We start from the raw sequence: 23,933 nt of genomic DNA, 5'->3' as shown, positions 1-23,933 counted from the left end.
GGAATTTGTGATCATGCGGAATCTTTCACCGCCGTCCACCCGCCGTCCACCAGCAGGCACGCCCCGGTGATGTAGGAGCTCTCCTCGGAGGCGAGGAAGGCGACCGCGGCGGCCACCTCCTCCGGCCGTCCGAGGCGCCCGGCGGCGGTGCCGGCCGCGCTGCGGCGGCGGTCCTCCTCGCCGATGCCGTCCCAGGCGGGCGTGAGGATCGGGCCGGGGAGCACGGCGTTGACACGCACCCGGGGGCCGTACTCGACCGCGAGCTGGCGGCCGAGCGAGACGAGCCCGCCCTTGGCGGCGGCGTACGCCGGATGCCCCGGCAGCCCCGCGAGGGCGTGGACGGAGGAGCTCAGCACGACAGAGCCCGCCCCCCGCTCGGGGAACCCGGCTTCCAGAAGGCCCATGCACGCGCGCACGGCGAGGTAGGCCGCCTTGAGGTTGACGGCGATCTGGCGGTCCCAGTCGTCCTCGGCCAGCTCGTGGGCCGGGGCCCGGACGACCACGCTGGCGTTGGAGTGCAGCACGTCGAGCCGGCCGAACTCCGCCCGGGCCAGAGCCTCGACGCGTTCCCACGTGGCGGCCGCGGACACGTCGCCGGTGACCCCCAGCGCCTCGCCGCGGCCGGTCGCCGGGTCCGTCACGTCGACCGCGATCACGTGCGCGCCCTCGGCGAGGAACCGGTCGACGACCGCGGCCCCGATCCCGGACGCGGCGCCGGTCACCACGGCCACCCTGCCGGTCAGCGATTCCCGTCCCATCCCCTACTCCCTGTCCAGCACGATGACGGCCGCGTCGGCGGCGTCGTCCGGCAGCGGGACCAGGCCGGTCGCCGCCAGGGCCGCCCCGCCGTGTCGCCCGCCGTCTCGTCTGCCCTGTCCACCGTCGTGTCCACCGTCGTGTCCACCGCCGTCGTCCCTCAACCGGTACGCAGCCGCGGGGTCCACGCCGCGGAGCCGGACGCGGACGGGACGCCCGGTGTGGGTGCCCGACCCGCGGGCCGGTCCCGTGCGCCAGGCCAGCAGGACCACGGTGTCCTCCAGCGCGTACTCGACCGCGTACACCGGCAGGGACGGGTCGCCGTGCCGGTGCACCTCCCCGTCCCGGATGACGTGCCTGATCGACCTGTACAGGGCGACCCACCGGGCGGCCTCGGCCCGCTCGGCCTCCCCCCACGCCCCGATGTCGGCGCCGATGCCGAGGGCGCCGGACATCGCCACGGCGAACCGGAAGGCGAGGCTCCGCGGCGCGGTGTCGAACAGGCCGGGGTCGTCGGTCACCCACGAGCTCATCAGATGGGGCGCGTAGCCGTGCAGGAAGCCGTCCTGGACGGCGAGGCGGTCGAGCGGGCCGGTGTTGTCGCTCGGCCACAGCACGTCGCAGCGGGCCGCGGTGGCCAGGTCGACCCGTCCGCCGCCCGCCGCGCAGCCCTCGACGACCACGTGCGGGTGGTCGCGGCGGAGCCGCTCAAGGATCCGGTGGAAGTTCGCGACGTGCCGCCCGTCGCGGTCGGGCCCCGGCCCGCGTTCGGTCATCGGGCGGTTCATGTCCCACTTCAGGTAGGTGATGTCGTAGCGCCGCAGCAGGCCGTCGACGGTCTCCCACACCCAGGCGGCGGCGTCGTCGCGGCCGAGGTCGAGCACGTACTGGTTGCGGATCGTCGTCATCGGCCGTCCCGGGATCCGGTAGACCCAGTCCGGGTGCTCCGCGAACAGGCGCGACCGGGGACTCACGCCCTCCGGCTCGATCCACAGGCCGAACCCGAGACCGAGCGCCCGCACCCCGGCGACGAACTCGGCGAACCCGCCGGGGAACTTCGCCGGATCCGGCTCCCAGTCGCCGAGCCCCCCGCGGTCGTCGTCGCGGCCGGTGAACCAGCCGTCGTCCACCACGAACGTCTCGACCCCGATGGCGGCGGCGGTCCTCGCCAGCTCCAGCTGCCGGTCGGCCCGCACGTCGAACCCGGTGGCGAACCACGAGTTGTAGACGATGGGCGGGGTGACCGGACGGCGGAGCGTCCGCTGGTAGGCGTGCCAGGCCCGGGCGACGCCCTGCAGGCCGTCCCCGCTGTACACCCCGCACGCGGGAGGCGTGGCGAGCGTCTCGCCGGGGGCCAGCACGATCGCCGTCTCGTTCGGCAGCCGGCCCAGGCCGACCCTGGTCGTCCCGGCGGCCGCGTCGGCGTCCACGTCGATCGTCCACGAGCCGCTCCAGGCCAGCGCGGCGCTCCAGGTCGGGCCGTCGGGCTCGGCGAGGGGCTGCACCGCGACCCAGGGGGAGTGCGACAGCCCGGTCAGGCCGAGACGGCTCTCCAGCGTGAACCGGCCGTGGCGCAGCTCGACCCGGTCGGCCTGGAACTCCTGGGCCCAGCGGCCGTGCAGGTGGTGCAGAAGGGCCCCGCCGGGCGTCGGGACCGTGAAGCCGGCCGACCTGACGCGCTCCAGCCGGAGCGGGGTGTCGCCCTCGTTGCCGATCTCGGCCCACCGCTCGATGACGTCGTGGCCGGGATGCACGCGGTAGCAGAGGGTGGCGGTGAGCCGCTGCAGGTCGTCGGCGAAGTGGACGCGCAGCTCGGTCCCGCCGTCCTTGTCCGTCAGCTCGTCGCCCGTGTGCCGCCAGACCGTCCCGCGCAGGCCCTCCCCACCGGGGGCCGGCCGTTCGGCGACCAGGTCCAGCTGCGCGAAGTGCCGCACGCCCAGCGGCGCGTACTCGCAGGCCGCGGCGTCCGCGGGCGTCGAGTACGGCGTGGGCCCTGCGTACTCCAGGGGGCCGGGGACCGGGGGGTCGTCGAGGGCCGGGCCCCAGTAGGCGAGCTCGGCCCAGCCGCCGCCCGGCGCCAGGCGCACCTGGTAGACGGTCGTGGCGGTGCGCAGCGTCCACCGGGTGCCGGCGGCCGGCCCGGCCGGGCCGGCCGTCGTGCCGGTCATCGGGAGGATCCGATCAGCAGGCCGGAGATGAAGTAGCGCTGGAAGCGCAGGAACACGACCACCGTCGGGACGGCCGCGACGACCGTGGCGGCGGCGATGACGTTCCACGAGGAGAAGTACTGCCCCTGCATGCCGAGGATGGCCGGGGTCACCGGCAGCTTGGTCTCGTCGCGCAGGAGCGTGATCGCCCACAGCAGGTCGTTGAACGTCCAGGTGAAGGCGAGCGACCCCAGGGCGGCCATCGCCGGCTTGGTCAGCGGGAGCACGATGCGCAGGTAGACGCCGGCGGCGGAGGCGCCGTCGATCCTGGCGGCCTGGGTGACCTCCTGCGGGATGCCCCGCATGAAGCCGTGCAGCACGAACGTGTAGAAGCCGAGCCCGACCGCGGTAAGCACCACGATCATGCCGATGCGGCTGTCGAACACGCCGAACCGCTCGGTCAGCTTCAGCACCGGGATCAGCAGCAGCTGGGCGGGCAGCAGGTTGCCGGCCAGCATGAGCAGCAGCAGCGTCCTGCGGAACGGGATGCGGTACCTGGCCAGGCCGTACGCCGCCATCGAGGCGAGGACGAGCGTCGCGACGACGACGGGGACCGTGATGAGCAGGCTGTTGCCGACCGCCCGCAGCTCCCCGTTGGCGAGGGCCTGCCCGTACGGCTCGAGGGTGAGGCCCGCGGGCAGGCTCGCCAGCCCCTTCGCGGCGAGGTCGTCGAACGTGCGCAGCGAGGTGACCAGGACCAGCGCCAGCGGGAGCAGCCACAGCGCGGCCAGCAGGCCCATCCCGCCGTGGAACAGCCAGGGCCGGAGCCGGGCGTTCGCGGTTCTCATGCGGCCTCCTCATCGCGCAGGCTCCGGACCAGGTAGACGACGATCGTGGCCACGGTCAGCAGGAAGATCACGACGGCGAGGGCCGAACCGTAGCCGAGCTGGGAGCCCAGCACGCCGGTGGAGAACTGGTAGGTGCTCAGCAGCTCCGAGGAGTGGTACGGCCCGCCCTTCGTCAGCGCCCAGACGATGTCGAACGAGCGCAGGGCGTCGATCACGGTCACCGCGAGGACGACCGTGCTGACCGGCCGCAGCTGCGGGAGCGTGATGTGCCGGAACCGCGCGAGCGCGCCCGCGCCGTCGGTCTTGGCCGCCTCGTGCAGCAGCGGGTCCACCGTCTTCAACCCGGCCAGGAACAGCACCATGATGTAGCCCACCTGGCGCCACAGCGCGGGCACGATGAGGGCGTACAGGGCCGTGTCCGGGTCGCCCAGCCAGATCCGCGCCTGGTCCTTCAGCCCCGCCGCGGTGAGCAGGCCGTTGACCACGCCGTCCGGCTGGTAGATCATCCGCCAGACCAGCGCGGAGACCACCATGGAGAAGACCACCGGCAGGAAGAACACGGCCCGGTAGATCCCGATCCCCCGCCGCGGCCGGTCGAGCAGCAGCGCCAGCCCCAGCCCGCCCAGCACCGACAGCCCGCCGAACAGCACGAGCCAGACGACGGTGTTGCGGAGCGCCGTCCGGAACGTCTCGTCGGACCACATCCGGGTGTAGTTGCCGAGCCCGACGAACACCGGCGGCGAGATGCCGTCCCAGCGGGTCAGGGAGATGTAGACGCTGTTCAGCGCCGGCCAGAAGGTCCAGAACATCTCGACGGCGAACGGCACGAGCACGAACGCGAGGAGGACGGCCGCCTCACGCGACCCCCTCCGGCCGCCCCGGGACGGGGCGCCGGTGCCGCGGGAGCCGCGTGAGACGGCCTCGGGAAGGGCGGTCATGGTCAGTTACCACGCGCCTTGGCGGAGTCGTCCTGCCACTGGGCGAGGATGCCGGCGGCGTCCCCGGGCTTGTCGATGAACTTCACCAGGGCCGTCGTGAGCGCGTTGAGCTGGTCGTCGTTGGAGTCGCGGTTGAAGAACTGCGTCACGTCGGCCGCGGCCGCCACCATCGCCCGGCCCTTCTCCAGCAACGGCGTGGAGTAGGGGGACTTCGCCTGGCTGTTGGCCGGGATGACCGTGTTCTGCGAGATCTTCAGGTAGAGCTCCTGGGCCGCCGGCGTGGCCGCGTACTTCAGGAACGCCAGCGCGCCGTCGGGGTCGGCGCTGCGGGCGCTCGCGATGAACCCGTCCAACGGCGCCTCCTCGGCCACCGGGACGGCCGGGTCGACGATGGGGAACTGGAAGAAGCTGATGTCGGCCTTCACGTCGTCCGGCATCGAGTCGGCGAGGAAGGGGCCGCACAGGAACATCGCGTCCTTGCCCTGCTGCCACTTCGCCGAGCCCTCCTGGAAGGACAGGCCCTTGCCCGCCGGGTCGAGGTACGGCAGCACCTCCCGCCAGACGTCCAGGACCTTGGCCACCCGGGGATCGGTGTAGCTCTCCTGACCGGCCAGCAGGGCGCGGTGGAAGGTCGCGCCGTTGATCCGGAGGTTGAGGTAGTCGAACCACGACGCGGTGAGCCACGCGGCGTCGGCCAGCGGCAGGGCGAGCGGGCTGACGCCCTTGCCCTGCAGCGTCTTGCAGAGGGCGACGAACTCGTCCCAGGTCTTCGGCTCGGACACGCCCCACTTCTCGAACTGGGACGTCCGGTAGAACATGCCCCACCAGTAGTAGTTGGTCGGGATGAAGATCTTCTTGCCCGAGGCGTCCGCGGACAGCTTCGTGAACTGGTCGCTGTACCCCTGCGCGGGGAACGCGGAGGTCGCGTCGAGCAGGAGCCCCTGCTTGGCGAAGTTGCTCGCGATCTCCCCGGCGAACCAGGTCAGCACGTCGGGCGGTGTCGAGAGCGTGAGGTCGGCGCGGATCTGCTGCTGGAAGGCCGCCGCCTCCATCGTGTTCAGCGTCGGCTTGTACTGCGGGTTGGCCTTCACGAACTCGTCGAGCAGCGCCTGCATCGCCTTGCGGCTCTTGTCGCTGGTCTCGCGGGACTTCAGCAGCAGGGCCTTCGACGAGCCGGATCCGGTGGCGGCCGGAGCGGCCGGGGTGCTCGTCGCGCACGCGCTCAGCGCCGACGCGACGCCGAGCCCGCCGACGCCGGCCAGGAAGCCGCGGCGGCTCACAGTGGGGTGACTCAAGGGTGGCCTCCGGTGGGACCAGGGGGTAAGGGTCGGCCAAGCCGAAGCACACCCTCGCACCCCCGCCCGCGCGTCGTCAATAACTATTCATAAGAAATGAAAATTGAGCCGTCCGGAGGGTGGGGGGCCGAGCCGAGGCGGCGGGGGGTGGCAGGGAGAGCGGGAAATGGGAGAAAGTCGGGTGTGGCCGCACAGACCCACCAGGAGCGCGGGCCCGCCTCGCCGGCCTGCTGCCGTGCCGTACCGACCCGACGAGGAGTTCCCCGCGTGACCACCAGCACCACCGTCTTCCGTGACGCCCGCGACCTGCTGCTCGGCCTGTACGGCGACTACGACCGGGCGCTCGCCTCGTTCTCCTGGCCGTCCTTCGGGGAGTCGTTCAACTGGGCCACCGACTGGTTCGACGCCATCGCCCGGGGCAACGACCGCACCGCTCTGTGGATCGTGGAGGAGGACGGCTCCGAGCGCCGGTACTCGTTCGACGAGATGGCCCGCCGCTCCGACCAGGTGGCCACCTGGCTGGAGTCGAACGGCGTCGGCAGGGGCGACCACGTGCTGATGATGCTCGGCAACCAGGTCGAGCTGTGGGAGTCGATGCTGGCCGTGATGAAGCTCGGCGCGGTCATCATGCCCGCGACCACGGCCCTGGGCGGCGCCGACCTCGCCGACCGCGTCGTGCGGGGCGGGGCCCGGCACGTGATCGCCAACGCCGCCGACACCGCCAAGTTCGCCGACATCGAGGGCGACTACGGCCGCGTCTGCGTGGGCGGCGAGGCCGGCGGCTGGCTGCGGTACGCCGACGCCTACGAGGTGGCCGAGCCGCGGACCTACGAGGCCCGCACGCGGCCCGGCGACCCGCTGCTCCTCTACTTCACCTCGGGCACGACCAGCCGGCCCAAGCTCGTGGGCCACACGCAGGTGTCCTATCCGGTGGGCCACCTGACCACCATGTACTTCATCGGCCTGCGCCCCGGCGACGTGCACCTCAACATCAGCTCGCCCGGCTGGGCCAAGCACGCCTGGAGTTGCTTCTTCGCGCCGTGGAACGCCGAGGCCACGGTGTTCGTGTACAACTACTCCCGCTTCGACGCCGCCGCCCTGCTGGGCCGGATGCGGCAGGCCGGGATCACCACGTTCTGCGCCCCGCCGACCGTGTGGCGCATGCTGATCCAGGCCGACCTGTCCGGCGGGCCGGGGACGCTGCGCGAGGCCGTCGCCGCGGGCGAGCCGCTGAACCCCGAGGTGATCGCGCGGGTCCAGGAGGCCTGGGGGCTGACCGTCCGCGACGGCTACGGCCAGACGGAGACGACCGCTCTGGTGGCCAACACGCCGGGGGCGCCGCTCACGCCCGGCTCGATGGGCCGTCCGCTGCCCGGCGTGCCCGTGGTGATCGTCGACCCGGTGACCGGACGCCGCGGCGACGAGGGGGAGATCTGCCTCGACCTCGCCGCGCGGCCGGCCAACCTCATGACGGGCTACCTCGGCGACCCGGCGCGGCACGAGGAGGTCATGGCGGACGGGCTGTACCACACCGGCGACGTGGCGGTCCGGGACGCGGACGGCCACATCACGTTCGTCGGGCGGACCGACGACGTGTTCAAGGCGTCCGACTACAAGATCTCGCCGTTCGAGCTGGAGAGCGTGCTCATCGAGCACCCGGCCGTGGCCGAGGCGGCCGTCGTGCCGGCTCCCGACCCGATCCGCCTCGCCGTCCCCAAGGCGTACGTGGTGCTGGCGGCGGGCTGGGAGCCCGGCAGGGAGACGGCGGCGGCGATCCTGCGGCACGCGAGGGAGAACCTCGCGCCCTACCAGCGGGTGCGCCGGATCGAGTTCGCCGACCTGCCCAAGACGATCTCCGGCAAGATCCGCCGGGTGGAGCTGCGGGCCCGCGAGAACGACGTGGCCGGAGCGGGCGGCTCGCCCGAGGGGGAGTGGCGCGACGACCAGTTCCCCGAGCTGCGCGGCTGACCCCCGTCCTGCCCGGCCGGGCCGGCCCCGCGAGGCGAGCGGCCCCGTCACGGCCGGCCCGGCCCGCGAGAAAGCCCTGCACGGCGCGTGGGCGACCCCGCTGCGGACCCGTGGTCGCGGCCTGACAGGCTTGTCCTCCAGAGCGCGACCGCGGGGGAGGACGTGACGATGACGCAGCAGGTGCCTGACGGGGGACCCGGGCGGCCGCCGGTGCCGCAGCCGGTGCTGAGCCCGCTGACCACCGCGGCGGTCTTCCTGGTCGTCACCGTCGACGCCGGAGGCGAGCCGATCGCGCGGGAGCTGCTGACCGACCTGCCGGCGCTCCAGCGGTCCGTGGGCTTCCGGGTGCCGGAGGGCAGGCTGAGCTGCGTGGCCGGCATCGGCTCCGCCGCCTGGGACCGGCTGTTCGCCGGGCCGCGCCCGGCCGAGCTGCACGAGTTCCGCGAGCTGCGGGGGCCCGTCCACCACGCGGTGTCCACACCCGGCGACCTGCTCTTCCACATCCGGGCCACGCGCCTCGACCTGTGCTTCGAGCTGGCCTCGCAGATCATGGAACGGCTCCGCGGCGCGGTCGTCGTCCGGGACGAGGTCCAGGGCTTCGTGTACTTCGACATGCGCGACCTGCTCGGCTTCGTCGACGGGACGGAGAACCCGGTCGGCCCGGTCGCCGACGAGGCCGTCCTCATCGGTGGGGAGGACCCGGAGTTCGCCGGCGGCAGCTACGTGATCGTGCAGAAGTACCTGCACGACCTCCAGGCGTGGAATGCCCTGACCGTCGACGAGCAGGAGAAGGTGATCGGGCGGACCAAGCTGTCGAACATCGAGCTGGACGACGACGTCAAGCCCGCCGACTCGCACGTCGCGCTCACCACGATCACCGACCCCGACGGGACGGAACGGCGGATCCTGCGCGACAACATGCCGTTCGGCAACGTGGGCAGGGGCGAGTTCGGCACCTACTTCATCGGGTACGCCCGCACCCCGCAGGTCACCGAGACGATGCTGGAGAACATGTTCCTGGGCGACCCGCCCGGCACCACCGACAGGATCCTCGACTTCTCCACCCCGGTGACCGGGACGCTGTTCTTCGTCCCCACCGTCGACTTCCTCGACGACCTTCCCGACCCTCCGGGCGCCGGCGGCACGGCCGCGGCCGGTACGACCACCGATGCCCCGGCCCGGCGCGACGGGTCCCTCGGCATCGGCGACCTGAAGAGGAGCACCTCGTCATGAACAACCTGCACCGCGAGCTGGCGCCCATCTCGGATGCGGCGTGGGCCGACCTCGAGGAGGAGGCGCGGCGCACGTTCAAACGGCACGTGGCCGGTCGTCGCGTGGTCGACGTCCCCGAGCCGGCCGGCCTCGCGCTGTCCGCCGTCTCCACCGGCCACCTCGACTCCGTGGAGCCGCCCGCCCCCGGCGTCGTCGCCCACACCCGCCGCTCGCAGCCGATCCTCGAGCTGCGGGTGCCGTTCACGGTCGACCGCCGGCAGGTGGACGACGTCGAGCGGGGCGCCAGGGACGCCGACTGGCAGCCGGTGAAGGACGCGGCCAAGCGGATCGCGTTCGCCGAGGACCGGGCGGTGTTCGAGGGGTACGCCGCGGCGGGCATCGCCGGAATCCGCGACGCCTCCTCGAACCCCGCCCTGCCGCTCCCGGCCGAGGCGGGCGACTACCCCGACGCCATCAGCCAGGCCGTCTCCGCCCTGCGCCTGGCCGGCGTCGGCGGGCCGTACGACCTGGTCCTCAGCGCCGACGCCTACACCGCAGTGAACGAGACCAGCGTGTACGGCTACCCCGTCCACGAGCACATCGCCCGGCTGCTCAGCGGGAAGATCATCTGGGCGCCGGCCATCGACGGCGCCTTCCTGGTGTCCAGCCGCGGCGGCGACTTCGAGCTGTGCATCGGCCAGGACCTGTCGATCGGCTACCTGTCCCACGACGCCGGCAGCGTCGAGCTGTACTTCCAGGAGACGCTGACCTTCCTCGTGCACACGTCCGAGGCCGCCGTCGCCCTGACGCCCACCCCGGCCGTCGCGGGCTGACGGGGCCGGGAGGCTCAGGCCCCGGGGACCCGGGCGCGGGCGTGGACGGACAGGTGCGACGGGCGCAGAGCGTCCGACCTGTCCCACAGCGCCGGGTCGACGCTGTCGCGCTGGCCCGAGTGCCGGACGACCTCCAGGCCGTGCTCGCGGAGCAGGGACGACATCTCCTCGGGGCTGAGGAACGTCAGCCAGGGCTCGCCGCGTTCCGCCGCCACCGGCGCGACGCCCTCGACGTACGCCTGGCCGGCGGCGTCGCGCAGCCCCTCGGGGAGCATGTAGTCCAGGACGATCTCCGTGCCCGGGGCGAGTCCGGCCACCATGTCGAGGGTCCGCCCGATCGCCTCCTGGGTCAGGTACATCGTGACGCCCAGCCAGCCCACGAGGGCCGGGACGGCGGGGTCGAACCCGCCGGCGACCAGGGCCTCCAGCGGCGATCCCGCCTCGAGGTCCGCGGGGACGAACGCCAGCGAGGGCGGCACCGGCACGCCGGCCGCCTCCAGCAGGCCGCGCTTCCACCGCTGGCTCGACGGGTGGTCGACCTCGAACACCCGGACGCGCCCGGCGAGCGGCGACCGGTAGGCGAAGGTGTCCAGGCCCGCGCCGAGGATCACGTACTGGGTGAACCCGCCCTCCTCCAGGAGGTCCTCCGTGTAGCGGCTCCGCGTCACCACCGCCGCTCGCGCGCCCACGAGCACCGGGTGCGTGCCCTGTGAGCGGTGGTAGCCCACCAGCGTCTCGGCCAGGTCGCCCAGCAGCCGGTACGCCAGGGTGTCGCGGAAGATCAGGGGCTCGTCGTCGACGATCAGGTGCGCCGCGCGGGCGGCCGCCGCGGTCATCGCGGTCTGGCTCGGCTCTCCATTGCTGTCCATGCCGGAGAAAATATCTTAACCAAACGCAATCATATCAGCCATATAAATCTTTTCGATTTCCGGTGAATCACATTTCCATTTCTCTCATTTCGCGAGGCCGAGCACCGTGGGGGCCAGCCGGGCGCGCTGCCAGGCCGCGTCCCCGAACAGCTCGGCCGCCGCGTGGGCGCGCTTGAGGTGCAGGTGGGCCTCGTGCTCCCAGGTGAAGCCGATCCCGCCGTGGAGCTGGAGGGTCTCCGCGGCCGCCGCCCGGTAGGCCTCCGAGCAGTACGCCTGGGCGGCCGCGGCCCGCACCTCCAGGCCGGGCGCCTCCTCGGCAAGCGCGCGGGCGGCGTCGTCGCCCAGCGACGCGGCCGACTCGACGAGCACGTAGAGGTCGGCCAGCCGGTGCTTGACGGCCTGGAAGGACCCGATCGGCCGGCCGAACTGCCGCCGGGTCGTCACGTGCGTCAGCGTCATCTCCAGGCACCGCCGCGCGCCGCCCACCTGCTCCGCGGCGAGCGCGGCGGCCGCCACCGCGAGCAGCCGGCCGAGCACCCGCTCCCCGTCCGCGGACAGGAGCCGCGCCGGGGCCCCGGCCAGGCGGACGCGGGCCTGCGGCCGGGTGCGGTCGAGGGTGGCCAGTGGCTCGACCCGCACTCCGGGGGCCGCCGGGTCGACGGCGTACACGCCCAGGTCCCCGCCGTCCGCCCGGGCCGGGACCACGAGCAGGCCGGCCGCCTCGCCGTCCAGCACGTGCTCCTTCACCCCCGTCAGCCGGCCGCCCTCGGCGCGGCACCGTACGGCGGCCGGGTCCCAGGAGCCGCCCTCCGCCCAGGCGAGCGCGCCGACGAGGGCGCCGTCCGCCAGCGCGGGCAGCCACTCCGTCACCCCGCAGGCGAGCAGGGACTGCGTGGCGAGCACGGCCGAGCCGAGGTACGGCAGGGGGGTCAGCGCCCGTCCCAGCTCCTCGCACACGACGAGGGCCTCGGCCAGGGTGGCGCCGGCCCCGCCGTGCTCCTCCGGCACCGCAAGCCCGAACGCCCCCACCTGCCCGGCCAGCAACCGCCGGGCCGCCTCGTCGTACGGCGCAGGGGCGTCGGGCGCGGGGCGCGGCGCGGGGGCGCGCCCCAGCACGGCCCGCACCGTCCGGCGCAGTTCCTCCCGCTCCTCGGTCACCCGTCCCTCCGCTGTCGGCGATGCGAGGGTAGGCCGGTCCCGGCGTCCGCGCCTGTCCCCTCCCGCTCTCCGGGAGTGCTCGGCCTCTTTCTTTCCACCAAGCGTTTGGTAGGGTCCCGGGGTGTGGAGCCGGACGAGGCCTTCCGCGCCGAGGTGCGGGCTTGGCTGGAGGACAACCTGACCGGGGAGTTCGCGGACGCCCGCGGGCTGGGCGGGCCCGGCCGCGAGCACGAGGCGTTCGGCCTGAGGCTGGCGTGGGAGCGGCACATGGCCGCGGCCGGCTGGACCTGCGTCGGCTGGCCCGAACTTCACGGAGGGCGCGGCGCGAGCGTGGAGCGGCAGGTCGCCTTCCACGAGGAGTACGCGCTCGCGGACGCCCCCGCCCGGGTCAACCACATCGGCGAGAACCTGCTCGGCCCGACGCTCATCGCGTACGGCACGCAGGAGCAGCGGAGGCGGTTCCTGCCGGAGATCGCGGCCGTACGGGAGCTGTGGTGCCAGGGGTACTCGGAGCCCGACGCCGGGTCCGACCTGGCCGGCGTGCGGACCCGGGCCCGGCTCGACGGCGGCCGGTGGCGTGTCGACGGGCAGAAGGTGTGGACCTCGCTCGCGCTGGAGGCCGACTGGTGCTTCGCGCTCTGCCGCACCGAGCCGGGCTCGTCCCGCAGCCGCGGCCTGTCGTTCCTGCTCGTGCCGATGCGGCAGGACGGGGTGGAGGTGCGGCCCATCACCCAGATCACCGGCACCTCCGAGTTCAACGAGGTGTTCTTCGACGGCGCGGTGACCGACGCCGCCAACATCGTGGGGGCCCCGGGCGACGGCTGGCGGATCGCGACGGCCACCCTCGGCTTCGAGCGCGGCGTGGCGACGCTCGGCCAGCAGGTCGGCTTCCGCAGGGAGTTCGAGGGCTTGGTGCGGCTCGCCCGGCGGACCGGGGCCGTCGACGACCCGCTGCTGCGCGACCGGATCGTCCGGGCGTGGATCGGCCTGCAGGTCCTCCGGCTGAACGCGGTCCGCACGATGGCCGGCGTCGCCGCGGGGGCGCCCGGGCCCGAGTCGTCCATATCCAAGATCTCGTGGGCCACCTGGCACCAGGAGCTGGGCGAGCTGGCCATGGACGTGCTGGGCGCGGCCGGCACGGTCGCCGAGGGCCCGCCGTACGAGCTGGGGGAGTGGCAGCGGCTCTTCCTGTTCTCCAGGGCGGACACCATCTACGCGGGCTCGAACGAGATCCAGCGGCAGATAATCGCCGAACGGGTGCTCGGGCTGCCGAGGGAGCCGCGCGGCTGAGAACCCCTGGAGCGAGACGGCGGGCGGCCCTTCCCGAAGGCGGCTCCCGTTGTTAGATTCCAGAACGAGAATTGATTTCAATTCTGGTGGGAGGGTGCGATGGCCGCCGTCAGCCCGTCGCCGGAGCCGGCCGCCCCCGAGCGGGGCGACCTGCCGCCGTCCATGGTGGAGCGGATGACCCTGATCATGGACGCGTTCCCGGGCCGGTCGACCCGGCTCACGCTGGAGGACGTGGCCCGCCGCACGCACCTGCCGCGGTCGACGGCGCACAGGATCCTCGACCAGCTCGTCCGCCTGCGCTGGCTGGAGCACACGTCGTTCGGCTACAGCCTGGGACAGCGCGCGCTCGGCCTCGGGGGCCGCGACGGCGGGTACGGCGAGATCCGCGAGGCCGCCGCCCCCCTGCTGCACGGCCTGCAGATGCGCACCGGGATGGTCGTCCACCTGGCCGTGCTCGACACCGCCGACGTCTTCTACCTCGACAAGGTGGGCGGGCGGTTCGCGCTGTCGGTGCCCTCGCGGGTGGGCGGCCGGGCGCCGGCCCACTGCACCGCCCTCGGCAAGTCGATGCTCGCCTGGCTGGCGCCCGAGCGGGTGGACGCCCTGGTCGGCGGCTCGCCCAGCCGGCTCACCGACCGCACCATCGGCGAGCTCGGCGTGCTCCACCAGGAGCTCGACCGTATCCGGCGGCGGCACGGGGTCGCGTACGAGCGGGGGGAGTGCTTCCCCGGCATCGCGTGCGTCGCGGCCGCGGTCCGCGGCAGGGAGGGGCCGGTGGCGAGCATCTCCCTCGTGGGCGACGCGCGGACGCCGCTGGAGCGGGTGGCCCCGCTCGTGGCCGACGCGGCGCGCCAGGTCGCGCTCGACCTGTTCCCCGGCCCGGAGGGCGCCCGGCGCGCACGGTTCGTGCGGCCCGTCCCAGACGGCGCCTGGTCGGCCGAGACCATGAACCGGCTCCTCGCCGCCGGCCAGAACGGCGACTGGCTGTAGCCGGGGCACGGTCAGCCTCAGGGATAAGCTCCGGTGTCAGCCCCAGTGGTCGCCCCAGCCCCAGAGGCCGGCCGCCTGGGGCTCGCCGGGGTCCACGCCGAACCGTCCCCCGTAGAAGATCATCGGCCGGCGCTCGCCGGCGCCCGCCTCCAGCAGCACGACCCGGCCGACGACCACGTCGTGGTCCCCGGCAGGGTGCACGTCCTCGATCTCGGCGTGCACCCGCAGCAGCACGTCGCGCAGCGCGGGCACGCCCCACGGAGAGGGGTCCCACTCCAGCCCGTCGAACTTCCTGCCGGTGCTCGACCCGAACCGGGCGCACATCTCGACCTGGTCCTCGCCCAGCACGTTGACGCAGAACCGGCCCGATCTCCTGATCCTCGGCCAGGCCCGTCCGCCCCTGTCGGCGCAGAACAGCACGAGCGGAGGGTCCAGGGACACCGAGGCGAAGGCCTGGCAGGCGAACCCGACCGGCTCCCCGCCGTCGCTGCCGGTGACCACGGTCACCCCGCTGGCGAACAGCCCCATCGCCCGGCGGAACTCCAGCGGCCCCGGCGCGGCAGGCCGGGCCGCCGTACGGACGGGATCGGCCGTCATGGGCTCACCTCACCTCGGCTCAGCTCGGCTCTGCGGGTCGCACGGGCCCGGACGTCCGAGGGTCCCGCGACCGGCCTCCGACGCTAGGCGCCCGGGGGGCGGCCCGGCCCGCCCGGTCCCGTTGAGTGGGCCGTTGCGTGGGCCGTTGCGTGGGCCCTTGAGTGGGCGCCGGTGTGTGGGCGCGTCCCGCTGATCGGGAGGCCGCCGCCGCCCGGCCCGCCCCTTGACTACGGTCCGACGAGCCGGCACTCCTTCAGGACGGGGGCGGACGATGACGACGCGGCCCACGCACGACTCGACGGCGCGCGAGCTCGCGACCGGCGAAGGCGTGCTGCGCTACCACGAGGCGGGCGACGGCCCCCCGCTGCTGTTCCTGCACGGCTCCGGGCCCGGCGTCACCGGCTGGCGCAACTTCGGCGGCAACCTGCCCGCCTTCGCCGAGCGCTTCCGCTGCCTGATCCTGGAGTTCCCGGGGTTCGGGGTGAGCGACCCGGTGGACGGCCACCCGATGGCCGCGGCCCCCGCAGCCGTGCTCCGCCTCCTCGACGGGCTCGGGCTCCACCAGGTGGACGTGGTCGGCAACTCGATGGGCGGCATCGTGGCCGCCCAGGTGGCGGCCGCCCATCCGGAGCGGGTCCGGCGGCTGGTCACGGTCGGCGGGATCGGGGTCGGCCTCTTCAGCCCCTCGCCGGGCGAGGGGATCACATTGCTGACGGAGTTCGCCGAGCGGCCCAGCCGGGAGGCGCTCGTCCGGTGGCTCCACTCCATGGTGTACGACCCGGCCCTCGTCACCGAGGAGCTCGTCGAGGAGCGCTGGGCCCAGGCCACCGACGAGGCCGCCCTCGCGAGCGCCCGCAGGATGTACGGCAGGGCCGCGGTCGCCGCCCGGGCCGCCGCCGCGGCTGCCTCGGACCGGTCGCCGTACTGGGCGACGCTGCACCGGATCCAGGCGCCGACGCTGATCACGTGGGGCCGCGACGACCGGGTCAGCCCGCTCGACATGGCCATCGTGCCGATGCGCACGATCCCCGGCGCCGAGCTGCACGTGTTCCCCGACTGCGGGCACTGGGTGATGATCGAGCAGAGGGCCGCCTGGGAGAGCGTCGTGCTCGCGTTCCTGACCAGGAAGGACCCGGCATGACGGAGACCCCGTGGGACGAGGAGTTCGACTTCGTCGTGGTGGGAAGCGGGGGCGGCGGCATGGCGGCGGCGCTCACCGCGGCCGACGCGGGCCTCACGGCGGTCGTGCTGGAGAAGGGCAAGAGGTTCGGCGGCAGCACCGCCATCTCGGGCGGCGGGATCTGGATCCCCGGCAACCCGGCGCTGCGCGCGAGCGGGGTCCACGACGACCCGCGGGAGGTGAGGCGCTACCTCGACCTGATCACCGGCGGCCGGGTGCCCGCCGCGCGGCTCGACGCGTTCGTGGACAACGGCCCCGCCGCGATGGAACTGCTGTGCCGCAGCAGGTGGATGCGCTTCCTCTGGACGAAGGGCTACCCCGACTACCACCCGGAGCTGGAGGGCGGCAGCCCGATGGGCCGCTCGATCGAGGCGGCGCCGTTCGACACCCGGGCGCTGGGCCCGGACGAGCGCCACCAGCGCCCGAACGGCATGGCGGGCCCGCTCGGCCTGTGGATCACGGCCAAGGACTACCACGACCTGGCGATGGCCAGGCGCACCTGGCGGGGCCGCTGGGCCACCGTCGTGTCGGCGTGGCGGGTCTCGTCCAACCTCGTCCGACGCCGCCACATGTCCACGGGGGGCCGGGCGCTGGTCGCCCGGCTGCGGATGGCGCTCAGGGACGCCGGCGTCCCGGTGTGGCTGCGCACCGCCATGACCGACCTCGTCCTCGACGCCGACGGGCGGGTGCGCGGCGTCTTCGCCGAGCGCGAGGGGCGGACGCTGCGGATCCGCGGCAGGCACGGGGTGCTGCTCGCCACCGGGGGCTTCGACCACAACCCGGCGCTGCGGGCCGCCCACCTGCCGGAGGGCGGGCGGGCAGACTTCAGCATGGGCGCGCGGGAGAACACCGGCGACGGCATCCTCGCGGGCGAACGGGCCGGCGCCGCCCTCGACCTGATGGACGACGCCTGGTGGATGCCCGCCGTCCGGCACCCCGCGGGAGCCACCATCCCGCTCGTGTCTGAGCGGTGCATCCCGCCGTCGATCATCGTGTCCGGGGACGGCAGGAGGTTCGCCAACGAGTCGTCGCCGTACGTGAACTTCGTGCACGACCAGCTCGCGGGCGGCCACGTGCCGGCCTGGGTCGTCATGGACGCCAAGGCGCGCGCCCGCTACCCGTTCGCGCGGATCCTGCCCGGCGCGCCCGTGCCGGACGAGTTCTACGCCGCGGGGCTCGCCTTCCGCGCGGACACGCTCGCGGAGCTGGCCGCCCTGATCGGCGTCCCGCCGGCGGCGCTGGAGGAGACGGTCGAGCGGTTCAACGGCTTCGCCCGGGCCGGCCGCGACGAGGACTTCGGCCGGGGCGACAGCGCGTACGACCGCTACTACGGCGATCCCACGCTGCCGAACCCCAACCTCGACGTCATCGACCGCCCGCCGTTCCACGCCTTCCGGCTGGAGGTCGGCGACCTCGGCACCAAGGGAGGCCTCGTCTGCGACGAGCACAGCCGCGTCCTGCGCGCCGACGGCTCGGCGATCGAGGGCCTTTACGCCACCGGGAACACCTCGGCGTCGGTCATGGGCAACGAGTACGCCGGTCCCGGCGCGACCATCGGGCCGTCCATCGTCTTCGGGTACGTCGCCGCCCGCCACGCGGCGGCGCGGGCCCGGGAGCGGGCAGCCGAGCGGCCGGCCTGACCGGCGTCCCGGGAGGCGGCCGTGCGGGGTCCGTACAAGGTGCGCGTCGCCGGCGTGGTCGCCGAGACGGCGGACGCCCGCTCGTTCGTGCTCGAACCCGCGGCCGGCGACCGGGAGGCGTTCCGCTACCGGCCGGGCCAGTTCCTCACCCTCCGCGTGCCCCTCGGCCCCGGCCTCGCGCGCTGCTACTCCCTCAGCAGCTCACCGCACTGCGACGAGCCGATGAAGGTGACGGTGAAGCGCGCGGGGCCCGGGTCGAGCTGGCTGTGCGACACCGTGGCGGAGGGAGATGTGCTGGAGGTCCTGCGGCCCGCGGGCGCCTTCACGCCGGGCTCGCTCGACGCGGACCTCCTGCTGCTCGCCGCGGGCAGCGGCATCACCCCGGTCATGTCGATCGTGAAGTCGTGCCTCGCGGCGGGGACGGGCTCGCTGGTGCTCGTGTACGCCAACCGCGACGAGCGCTCGGTCATCTTCCGCGACGAGCTGGCGGCCCTGGCCGGCCGGCACGGGGAGCGGCTGAGCGTGGTCCACTGGCTGGAGTCGGTGCAGGGGTTGCCGAGCGCGGCGGGCCTGGCGGCGCTGGCCCGCCCGTACGCCGGCCGCGAGGCGTTCGTCTGCGGCCCGGAGCCGTTCACGGACCTCGCGAGCGGGGTGCTCGCCGGGCTCGGCGCGCCGCGCGTGCGCCTGGAGCGGTTCACCACGCTGGAGGGCGACCCGTTCGCCGCGCCGCCCGGGGAGGAGCCGGACGAGGAGCCGGACGGGGGGTCCGCCGCAGCGGCCGAGGTCGAGGTGGTGCTCGACGGCGAGACCACGACCCTTCCCTGGCCCAGGAACCGGCGCCTCCTCGACGTGCTCCTCGCGGCCGGGCTGGACGCGCCGTACTCCTGCCGCGAGGGCTCCTGCGCGGCGTGCGCCTGCGTGCTCGTCGAGGGCGAGGCGGCGATGGAGCACAACCAGGTGCTCGACCGGCGGGACGTGGCCGACGGCCTGCTGCTCGCCTGCCAGGCGCTCCCGGTCAGCGAGCGGGTCAGGGTCACCTACGACGGCTGACCCCGCCTGCGCGGACGGCTCCCACTCAGCGGGAGGCCCGGCGCGCGGGGCCGGGGCCACTGGGAGCGTGGAGCCGAACGGAGGAGGTCCGGATGCTGGAGGAGGCGCGGCGGGCGGCCGTGCTGGAGGAGGCGGCCGGCCGGCTGCGGGCCGCCGAGCGCGACCGCGCGCCGATCGAGCCGCTGACCGCGGCCGAGCCCGGCCTCGGCGCCGGCGAGGCGTACGAGATCCAGCTCATCAACATCCGGCGCCGCCTCGCCGCGGGCGCCCGGGTGCTGGGGCACAAGGTCGGCCTGTCGTCCCCCGTCATGCAGCGGATGATGGGCGTGGACGAGCCCGACTACGGCCACCTGCTCGACACGATGCTGCTGCGGGAGGACGTGCCCGTCCCGGCGGCCGCGTACTGCCACCCCCGCGTCGAGGTGGAGGTCGGCTACGTCCTCGGGGCGAGCCTGCCCGGCGAAGGCTGCACCGAGGCGGACGTGCTCGCCGCCACCGAGTACGTCGTGCCGAGCATCGAGCTGATCGACAGCCGGATCAGGGACTGGCGGATCGCCCTCGCCGACACGATCGCCGACAACGCGTCGTCGGCGGGCGTCGTCCTCGGCGCGGCCCGCGTGCGGCCGGACGCCCTCGACCTCGCCGGCATCGAGGCCGTCCTGCGCCGCAACGGCGAGGAGGCCGCCCGGGGGAACACCAGCGCGGTGCTGGGGAACCCGACGACCGCGGTGGCCTGGCTCGCCGGGAAGGTGGCGGCGTTCGGCGTGAAGCTGGAGGCCGGGCACCTGATCCTCCCCGGGTCCTGCACCCGGGCGGTGGACGTCCGCCCGGGGGACGTCTTCCACGCCGAGTTCGCCGGGCTCGGCTCCGTGACCGCGCGTTTCGAGTGAGGGGACCACAGGTGGGCAAGGCGACCGCGGCCATCGTCGGCTCGGGGAACATCGGCACCGACCTGATGTGCAAACTGCTGCGCTCCGACCTCGTCGAGCCGCGCTGGATGGCCGGGGCCGACCCCGAGAGCCCGGGACTCGCCCGGGCCGCGGCCGCCGGGCTGGCCGTCTCCGCCGGGGGCGTCGACTGGCTGCTCGGGCTGGACGAGCGTCCCGACATCGTCTTCGAGGCCACCTCGGCGCGGGTGCACCGGGAGAACGCGCCGCGTTACGCCGCGCTCGGCATCCGGGCCGTCGACCTCACCCCGGCCGCGCTCGGGCCGCCGGTCGTGCCCGCGGTCAACCTCGGCGCCCACCTCGACGAGCCGAACGTCAGCCTCGTCAGCTGCGGCGGACAGGCCACGATCCCGATGGTGCACGCCGTCTCCCGGGTGACCGAGGTCGCGTACGCCGAGATCGTCGCCAGCGTCGCCTCGCCGTCGGCGGGCCCGGGGACGCGGGCCAACATCGACGAGTTCACCCTCACCACGAGCCGCGGCCTGGAGACGGTCGGGGGAGCGGGCCGGGGCAAGGCCATCATCATCCTCAACCCGGCGGAGCCGCCCATGATCATGCGGGACACCGTGTTCTGCTCGATCCCCGCGGACGCCGACCGGGCGGCGGTCGCGGCCTCGATCAAGGAGGTGGCCGCCGCCGTCGCGGCGTACGTGCCGGGCTACCGGCTGCGCGCCGAGCCCCAGTTCGACGAGCCGTCGGCCGCGACCGGCGGCGCGGCCCGCGTGGCCGTGCTGCTGGAGGTCGAGGGGGCCGGCGACTTCCTGCCGCCGTACGCGGGCAACCTCGACATCATGACGGCCGCCGCCGCCCGGGTCGGCGAGGGCTTCGCCCGCCGCCTGCTCGCCGCCCGATGACAGGAGACCTGCCCATGCCCCACAGCGCCGGCCTCGACGTACGGGTCACCGACTCCTCCCTGCGGGACGGGTCGCACGCCAAGCGGCACCGCTTCACCGCCGAGGACGTGCGGGCCGTCGTCGCCGCCCTCGACGACGCCGGCGTCCCCGTCGTCGAGGTCGCCCACGGCGACGGGCTCGGCGGCTCGTCGTTCACGTACGGCTTCAGCCGCACACCCGAGCAGACCCTCATCAGGACGGCCGTCGAGACCGCGAAGCGGGCGAGGATCGCCTTCCTCATGCTCCCCGGCGTCGGCGTGCGGGACGACATCCGGGAGGCCGCCGGGAACGGCGCGTCCGTCTGCCGGATCGCCACCCACTGCACCGAGGCGGACATCGCGGTCCAGCACTTCGGGCTGGCCCGGGACCTCGGCCTGGAGACCGTCGGGTTCCTCATGATGGCCCACAGCAGCCCGCCCGAGGCCCTCGCCCGGCAGGCCCGGATCATGGCCGACGCCGGGTGCCAGTGCGTGTACGTCGTCGACTCGGCGGGCGCGCTCGTCATGGACCAGGTCGCCGACCGGGTCGCCGCGCTCGTGGCCGAACTCGGCGGCGACGCCCAGGTCGGCTTCCACGGCCACGAGAACCTCGGGCTCGGCGTGGCCAACTCCGTCATCGCGGTCCGGGCCGGCGCCCTGCAGATCGACGGCTCGACCCGCCGGTTCGGCGCGGGGGCGGGCAACACCCCCGTCGAGGCGTTCGCCGCGGTCGCCGACCGGCTCGGCATCCGCACCGGCATCGACGTCGTGAAGATCATCGACGCCGCCGAGGACGTGGTCCGCCCGATCATGGACGGCGAGTGCCTGCTCGACCGCATGGCCCTCACCATGGGCTACGCGGGCGTCTACTCCAGCTTCCTCCGGCACGCCGAGCGGCAGGCCGCCAGGTACGGCGTGTCCGGCGTCGAGATCCTCGTCGAGGCCGGGCGGCGCAAGCTCGTCGGCGGCCAGGAGGACCAGCTCATCGAGATCGCCGTCGAACTGGCGGGGAGGTGACGGCGCCCATGGCGCACGAGGTGCTCGACGCGATCGGCAGGCGGGCGGAGGAGATCCGCGCGCTCGGGCCGGTGAACGAGACGCTCGGCCGGCTCGACGACCAGGCGGCCAAGGTTCTGCGGGAGTCGGGGGCCGTCCGGCTGCTGCAGCCCGCGGCGTACGGCGGCTTCGAGGCCCACCCCCGGGAGTTCGCCGAGGCCGTCATGGCCCTGGCCGCCCTGGACGGCTCGACCGGGTGGGTCGCCGGCATCGTCGGGGTGCACCCGTGGGAGATGGCGTTCGCCGACCCCCGGGTCCGGGAGGAGGTCTGGGGCGGCAGCCGGGACACCTGGGTCGCCTCGCCGTACGCGCCGATGGGCGTGGCCCGGCCGGTCGACGGGGGCTACGTCCTCACCGGCCGCTGGCAGTTCTCGTCCGGGACCGACCACTGCGACTGGATCTTCCTCGGCGGCCTGCTCGGCGACGCCGAGGGGCGGCCGGTCCAGCCGGCGACCTCCCTGCACCTGATCCTCCCGAGGTCCGACTACGAGATCGTGGAGGACTCCTGGGACGTGGTCGGCCTGCGCGGCACGGGCAGCAAGGACATCGTGGTCGCGAGGGCGTTCGTCCCCGGCTACCGGGTCATCCCGTTCGCGAAGGTCGCCGACGGGACGGCCGCGCGGGAGGCGGGCCTCACCAACCCGCTCTACCACGTGCCGTTCTCCTGCGCCTTCCCCCTCGGCATCACCGCGGCCGTCGTCGGCATCGCCGAGGGCGCCCTCGCGCACCACCTGGCCTACCAGCGCGACCGGGTGCAGATCACCGGCACCCGGGCCGCGGACGACCCGTACGCGCTGTACGCGATCAGCGAGGCGGCCGCCGAGATCGGCGCGGCGCGGGCGGCGCTGCTCGACAACGCCTGCCGCATGTACGACGCGGTGGCGGCCGGGCGGGAGGTCACGTTCGAGGAGCGGGCCGTGGGCCGCCGCACACAGGTGCGGGCCGCCTGGCGGGCGGTCCGGGCGGTCGACGAGATCATGGCCCGGTCGGGCGGCAACGCGATGCGGTCCGCCAACCCCATCCAGCGGTTCTGGCGGGACGCCCACATGGGGCTCGCGCACGCCATCCACGTGCCCGGCGCGGTGTTCCACATCGCCGCGTCCGCACAGCTCGGGATGGACCCGCCGCCCGGCGCCGGACGCGCCATGATCTGACGCCCGCCGGTCCGGCCGTCGCCGCGGCTAGGGGAGCGTGCCGTCCCAGACGGTGACGACGACCTTGCCGCGGGACCGGCCCTCCTCCTGGTACCGCACGGCCTCCGGGATCTCCTCGAACCGATGGCACCGGTCGACGATCGGCCTGACCAGGCCGTCCTCGATGAGCCCGGTCAACGTGGCGAGGTTGCGCCCGTTCTCCGCGCAGCCGACCACGTTCGCCGTCACCGTCCTGCAGGACGCGAACGGCGCGGTGGCGAGCGCCGCGGCGATGCGGCCGACGGGCTGCAGCCACCGGCCGCCCGGCCCGCCGACCAGGACGTGCGTCCCCCCGCGGACCAGCGCCCGCCGGCACGTCCGCAGGGAGCGGCCGCCCCAGATGTCGATCAGCAGGTCGTGCCGCCGCCCGGACGCGGTGACGTCCTCGCGGGTGTAGTCGACGACCTCGTCCGCGCCGATCGACCGGACCAGGTCCGCGTTGCGTCCGCTGCACACGCCGGTGACCTTGGCGCCGAACGCCTTGGCGAGCTGGACGGCGAACGTGCCGACGCCTCCCGACGCCCCGTCGACGAGCACGCTCTGGCCCGCCTCGATCCGCCCCCGGTCGCGCAGGGCCAGCAGGGCGGTGTTCGCCGCCAGCGGGACCGCGGCCGCCTCCTCGAACGAGAGGTTCCGCGGCTTGCGCGCCAGCTCGCTCTCCGGGACGCACACGTACTCGCCGAAGCCGCCCTGCTTCGGCATGGCGTACACCTCGTCGCCGGGCCGGTACCTCGTCACGTCCGTGCCGACCTCCTCCACCTGCCCGGCGACGTCGGCGCCCAGGACGCGGCGCCGCGGCGCGCGCACGCCGGCGGGGTCGCCCATAAGCCGCGCGACGTACGGCTGCCCGCGCATGAGGTGCCAGTCGTAGGGCTGGACGGAGGTGGCGCGCACCCGGACCAGGACCTCGTCACGACGGGGCACGGGCATGGGCACCTCCCTGAGCTCCAGGACCTCCGGTGAGCCGTACGAGCGCAAGACGAACGCCTTCATCACGTTCCTCCCGATCCGGTGGGGGCCGATGGAGCAGGAGCGTAGAAGGGGGGACCCGCGGGCTCATCGGCCGAAAGTACGCCCGTTTGCCGGTCGATCGGC

Annotated in this window: 21 protein-coding genes; 12 read left to right on the top strand and 9 right to left on the bottom strand. The window is 74.2% G+C overall.

Annotation, left to right across the window (positions count from 1 at the left end; translation table 11 throughout):
- Nucleotides 1-11: 11 nt before the first annotated feature.
- Genes MPTA5024_RS05995 through MPTA5024_RS05975 form a run of 5 tightly spaced genes read right to left on the bottom strand, consistent with a single transcriptional unit; the run spans nt 12 to nt 5,984 of the window.
- The gene (locus MPTA5024_RS05995) at nt 12-758 is read right to left on the bottom strand and encodes an SDR family NAD(P)-dependent oxidoreductase (protein ID WP_036320603.1); all 747 of its coding nucleotides are present in this window, start codon (nt 756-758) and stop codon (nt 12-14) included.
- A gap of 3 nt (nt 759-761) precedes the next feature.
- Entirely contained in the window at nt 762-2,924 is a 2,163-nt protein-coding gene (locus MPTA5024_RS05990) for an alpha-galactosidase (RefSeq protein WP_051457745.1), read from the bottom strand.
- A complete protein-coding gene (locus MPTA5024_RS05985) occupies nt 2,921-3,751 on the bottom strand; it encodes a carbohydrate ABC transporter permease (RefSeq protein ID WP_036320600.1) in 831 nt (276 codons plus the stop codon). Before MPTA5024_RS05985 ends, MPTA5024_RS05990 begins: the two co-directional genes overlap by 4 nt.
- Nucleotides 3,748-4,689 carry a carbohydrate ABC transporter permease gene (locus MPTA5024_RS05980; RefSeq protein ID WP_051457744.1) on the bottom strand — a complete coding sequence of 314 codons (942 nt, stop codon included), beginning with the start codon at nt 4,687-4,689 and terminating at the stop codon, nt 3,748-3,750. The genes MPTA5024_RS05985 and MPTA5024_RS05980 overlap by 4 nt, the downstream gene beginning before the upstream one ends.
- A 2-nt stretch (nt 4,690-4,691) precedes the next feature.
- Nucleotides 4,692-5,984, bottom strand: coding sequence for an ABC transporter substrate-binding protein (locus MPTA5024_RS05975; protein ID WP_036320597.1), 1,293 nt, complete (start codon nt 5,982-5,984; stop codon nt 4,692-4,694).
- Between the two features lie 267 nt (nt 5,985-6,251).
- Between MPTA5024_RS05975 and MPTA5024_RS05970 the strand changes: the two genes are divergently transcribed.
- From MPTA5024_RS05970 to MPTA5024_RS05960, 3 genes are all read left to right on the top strand, one after another.
- Nucleotides 6,252-7,952 (top strand): AMP-binding protein, encoded by a 1,701-nt coding sequence (locus tag MPTA5024_RS05970; protein ID WP_036320594.1) that lies wholly within the window; start codon nt 6,252-6,254, stop codon nt 7,950-7,952.
- 168 nt (nt 7,953-8,120) lie between these two features.
- Nucleotides 8,121-9,185 (top strand): Dyp-type peroxidase, encoded by a 1,065-nt coding sequence (locus tag MPTA5024_RS05965; protein ID WP_036320590.1) that lies wholly within the window; start codon nt 8,121-8,123, stop codon nt 9,183-9,185.
- A complete protein-coding gene (locus MPTA5024_RS05960) occupies nt 9,182-9,997 on the top strand; it encodes a family 1 encapsulin nanocompartment shell protein (RefSeq protein ID WP_036320589.1) in 816 nt (271 codons plus the stop codon). Before MPTA5024_RS05965 ends, MPTA5024_RS05960 begins: the two co-directional genes overlap by 4 nt.
- Before the next feature lie 14 nt (nt 9,998-10,011).
- Here MPTA5024_RS05960 and MPTA5024_RS05955 read toward each other — a convergent pair whose 3' ends face one another.
- Together MPTA5024_RS05955 and MPTA5024_RS05950 are read right to left on the bottom strand one after the other, a co-directional pair.
- On the bottom strand, nt 10,012-10,866 hold the full coding sequence (locus MPTA5024_RS05955; protein WP_084369441.1) for a class I SAM-dependent methyltransferase: 855 nt from the start codon (nt 10,864-10,866) through the stop codon (nt 10,012-10,014).
- An 84-nt stretch (nt 10,867-10,950) separates the two neighbouring features.
- The gene (locus tag MPTA5024_RS05950) at nt 10,951-12,024 is read right to left on the bottom strand and encodes an acyl-CoA dehydrogenase family protein (RefSeq protein WP_036320587.1); all 1,074 of its coding nucleotides are present in this window, start codon (nt 12,022-12,024) and stop codon (nt 10,951-10,953) included.
- Between the two features lie 123 nt (nt 12,025-12,147).
- On the opposite strand from MPTA5024_RS05950, the gene MPTA5024_RS05945 reads away from it, so the two are divergent.
- Both MPTA5024_RS05945 and MPTA5024_RS05940 read left to right on the top strand, forming a co-directional pair.
- Nucleotides 12,148-13,314, top strand: coding sequence for an acyl-CoA dehydrogenase family protein (locus MPTA5024_RS05945; RefSeq protein WP_036320584.1), 1,167 nt, complete (start codon nt 12,148-12,150; stop codon nt 13,312-13,314).
- Between the two features lie 99 nt (nt 13,315-13,413).
- Entirely contained in the window at nt 13,414-14,304 is an 891-nt protein-coding gene (locus MPTA5024_RS05940) for an IclR family transcriptional regulator (RefSeq protein ID WP_036320582.1), read from the top strand.
- A 36-nt stretch (nt 14,305-14,340) separates the two neighbouring features.
- Here MPTA5024_RS05940 and MPTA5024_RS05935 read toward each other — a convergent pair whose 3' ends face one another.
- A complete protein-coding gene (locus MPTA5024_RS05935; RefSeq protein WP_036320579.1) occupies nt 14,341-14,901 on the bottom strand; it encodes a flavin reductase family protein in 561 nt (186 codons plus the stop codon).
- Between the two features lie 271 nt (nt 14,902-15,172).
- Between MPTA5024_RS05935 and MPTA5024_RS05930 the strand changes: the two genes are divergently transcribed.
- The 7 genes from MPTA5024_RS05930 to MPTA5024_RS05900 all read left to right on the top strand — a co-directional run bounded on the left by MPTA5024_RS05930 (nt 15,173) and on the right by MPTA5024_RS05900 (nt 22,799).
- Nucleotides 15,173-16,042 (top strand): alpha/beta fold hydrolase, encoded by an 870-nt coding sequence (locus MPTA5024_RS05930; RefSeq protein ID WP_036320576.1) that lies wholly within the window; start codon nt 15,173-15,175, stop codon nt 16,040-16,042.
- A complete protein-coding gene (locus MPTA5024_RS05925) occupies nt 16,039-17,721 on the top strand; it encodes an FAD-binding protein (protein WP_036320574.1) in 1,683 nt (560 codons plus the stop codon). Before MPTA5024_RS05930 ends, MPTA5024_RS05925 begins: the two co-directional genes overlap by 4 nt.
- 21 nt (nt 17,722-17,742) lie before the next feature.
- Nucleotides 17,743-18,771, top strand: a complete 1,029-nt coding sequence (locus MPTA5024_RS05920; protein ID WP_036320572.1) for a ferredoxin--NADP reductase — start codon at nt 17,743-17,745, stop codon at nt 18,769-18,771.
- 92 nt (nt 18,772-18,863) lie between these two features.
- Nucleotides 18,864-19,661, top strand: a complete 798-nt coding sequence (locus MPTA5024_RS05915; RefSeq protein WP_036320570.1) for a 2-keto-4-pentenoate hydratase — start codon at nt 18,864-18,866, stop codon at nt 19,659-19,661.
- Nucleotides 19,662-19,672: 11 nt separating this feature from the next.
- A complete protein-coding gene (locus MPTA5024_RS05910; protein WP_036320569.1) occupies nt 19,673-20,572 on the top strand; it encodes an acetaldehyde dehydrogenase (acetylating) in 900 nt (299 codons plus the stop codon).
- 14 nt (nt 20,573-20,586) lie between these two features.
- Entirely contained in the window at nt 20,587-21,606 is a 1,020-nt protein-coding gene (gene dmpG / locus MPTA5024_RS05905; RefSeq protein WP_036320567.1) for a 4-hydroxy-2-oxovalerate aldolase, read from the top strand.
- An 8-nt stretch (nt 21,607-21,614) separates the two neighbouring features.
- Nucleotides 21,615-22,799, top strand: a complete 1,185-nt coding sequence (locus MPTA5024_RS05900) for an acyl-CoA dehydrogenase family protein (protein ID WP_036320565.1) — start codon at nt 21,615-21,617, stop codon at nt 22,797-22,799.
- Nucleotides 22,800-22,826: 27 nt separating this feature from the next.
- Here MPTA5024_RS05900 and MPTA5024_RS05895 read toward each other — a convergent pair whose 3' ends face one another.
- Nucleotides 22,827-23,831: an NAD(P)-dependent alcohol dehydrogenase gene (locus MPTA5024_RS05895; RefSeq protein ID WP_036320562.1), complete on the bottom strand. Its 1,005-nt coding sequence runs from the start codon at nt 23,829-23,831 to the stop codon at nt 22,827-22,829.
- Nucleotides 23,832-23,933 lie beyond the last annotated feature (102 nt).

Source organism: Microbispora sp. ATCC PTA-5024 (genome assembly GCF_000511135.2).
GTDB classification, from domain to species: Bacteria; Actinomycetota; Actinomycetes; order Streptosporangiales; family Streptosporangiaceae; genus Microbispora; species Microbispora corallina.
This window is presented reverse-complemented; position numbering and strand designations above follow the sequence as displayed.

Coding starts and splice junctions, on each gene's coding strand:
- MPTA5024_RS05995 (WP_036320603.1), bottom strand. CDS start 758: ATGGGACGGGAATCGCTGACCGGCAGGGTGGCCGTGGTGACCGGCGCC.
- MPTA5024_RS05990 (WP_051457745.1), bottom strand. CDS start 2,924: ATGACCGGCACGACGGCCGGCCCGGCCGGGCCGGCCGCCGGCACCCGG.
- MPTA5024_RS05985 (WP_036320600.1), bottom strand. CDS start 3,751: ATGAGAACCGCGAACGCCCGGCTCCGGCCCTGGCTGTTCCACGGCGGG.
- MPTA5024_RS05980 (WP_051457744.1), bottom strand. CDS start 4,689: ATGACCGCCCTTCCCGAGGCCGTCTCACGCGGCTCCCGCGGCACCGGC.
- MPTA5024_RS05965 (WP_036320590.1), top strand. CDS start 8,121: ATGACGCAGCAGGTGCCTGACGGGGGACCCGGGCGGCCGCCGGTGCCG.
- MPTA5024_RS05960 (WP_036320589.1), top strand. CDS start 9,182: ATGAACAACCTGCACCGCGAGCTGGCGCCCATCTCGGATGCGGCGTGG.
- MPTA5024_RS05955 (WP_084369441.1), bottom strand. CDS start 10,866: ATGGACAGCAATGGAGAGCCGAGCCAGACCGCGATGACCGCGGCGGCC.
- MPTA5024_RS05940 (WP_036320582.1), top strand. CDS start 13,414: ATGGCCGCCGTCAGCCCGTCGCCGGAGCCGGCCGCCCCCGAGCGGGGC.
- MPTA5024_RS05935 (WP_036320579.1), bottom strand. CDS start 14,901: ATGACGGCCGATCCCGTCCGTACGGCGGCCCGGCCTGCCGCGCCGGGG.
- MPTA5024_RS05930 (WP_036320576.1), top strand. CDS start 15,173: ATGACGACGCGGCCCACGCACGACTCGACGGCGCGCGAGCTCGCGACC.
- MPTA5024_RS05925 (WP_036320574.1), top strand. CDS start 16,039: ATGACGGAGACCCCGTGGGACGAGGAGTTCGACTTCGTCGTGGTGGGA.
- MPTA5024_RS05915 (WP_036320570.1), top strand. CDS start 18,864: ATGCTGGAGGAGGCGCGGCGGGCGGCCGTGCTGGAGGAGGCGGCCGGC.
- dmpG (WP_036320567.1), top strand. CDS start 20,587: ATGCCCCACAGCGCCGGCCTCGACGTACGGGTCACCGACTCCTCCCTG.
- MPTA5024_RS05900 (WP_036320565.1), top strand. CDS start 21,615: ATGGCGCACGAGGTGCTCGACGCGATCGGCAGGCGGGCGGAGGAGATC.
- MPTA5024_RS05895 (WP_036320562.1), bottom strand. CDS start 23,831: ATGAAGGCGTTCGTCTTGCGCTCGTACGGCTCACCGGAGGTCCTGGAG.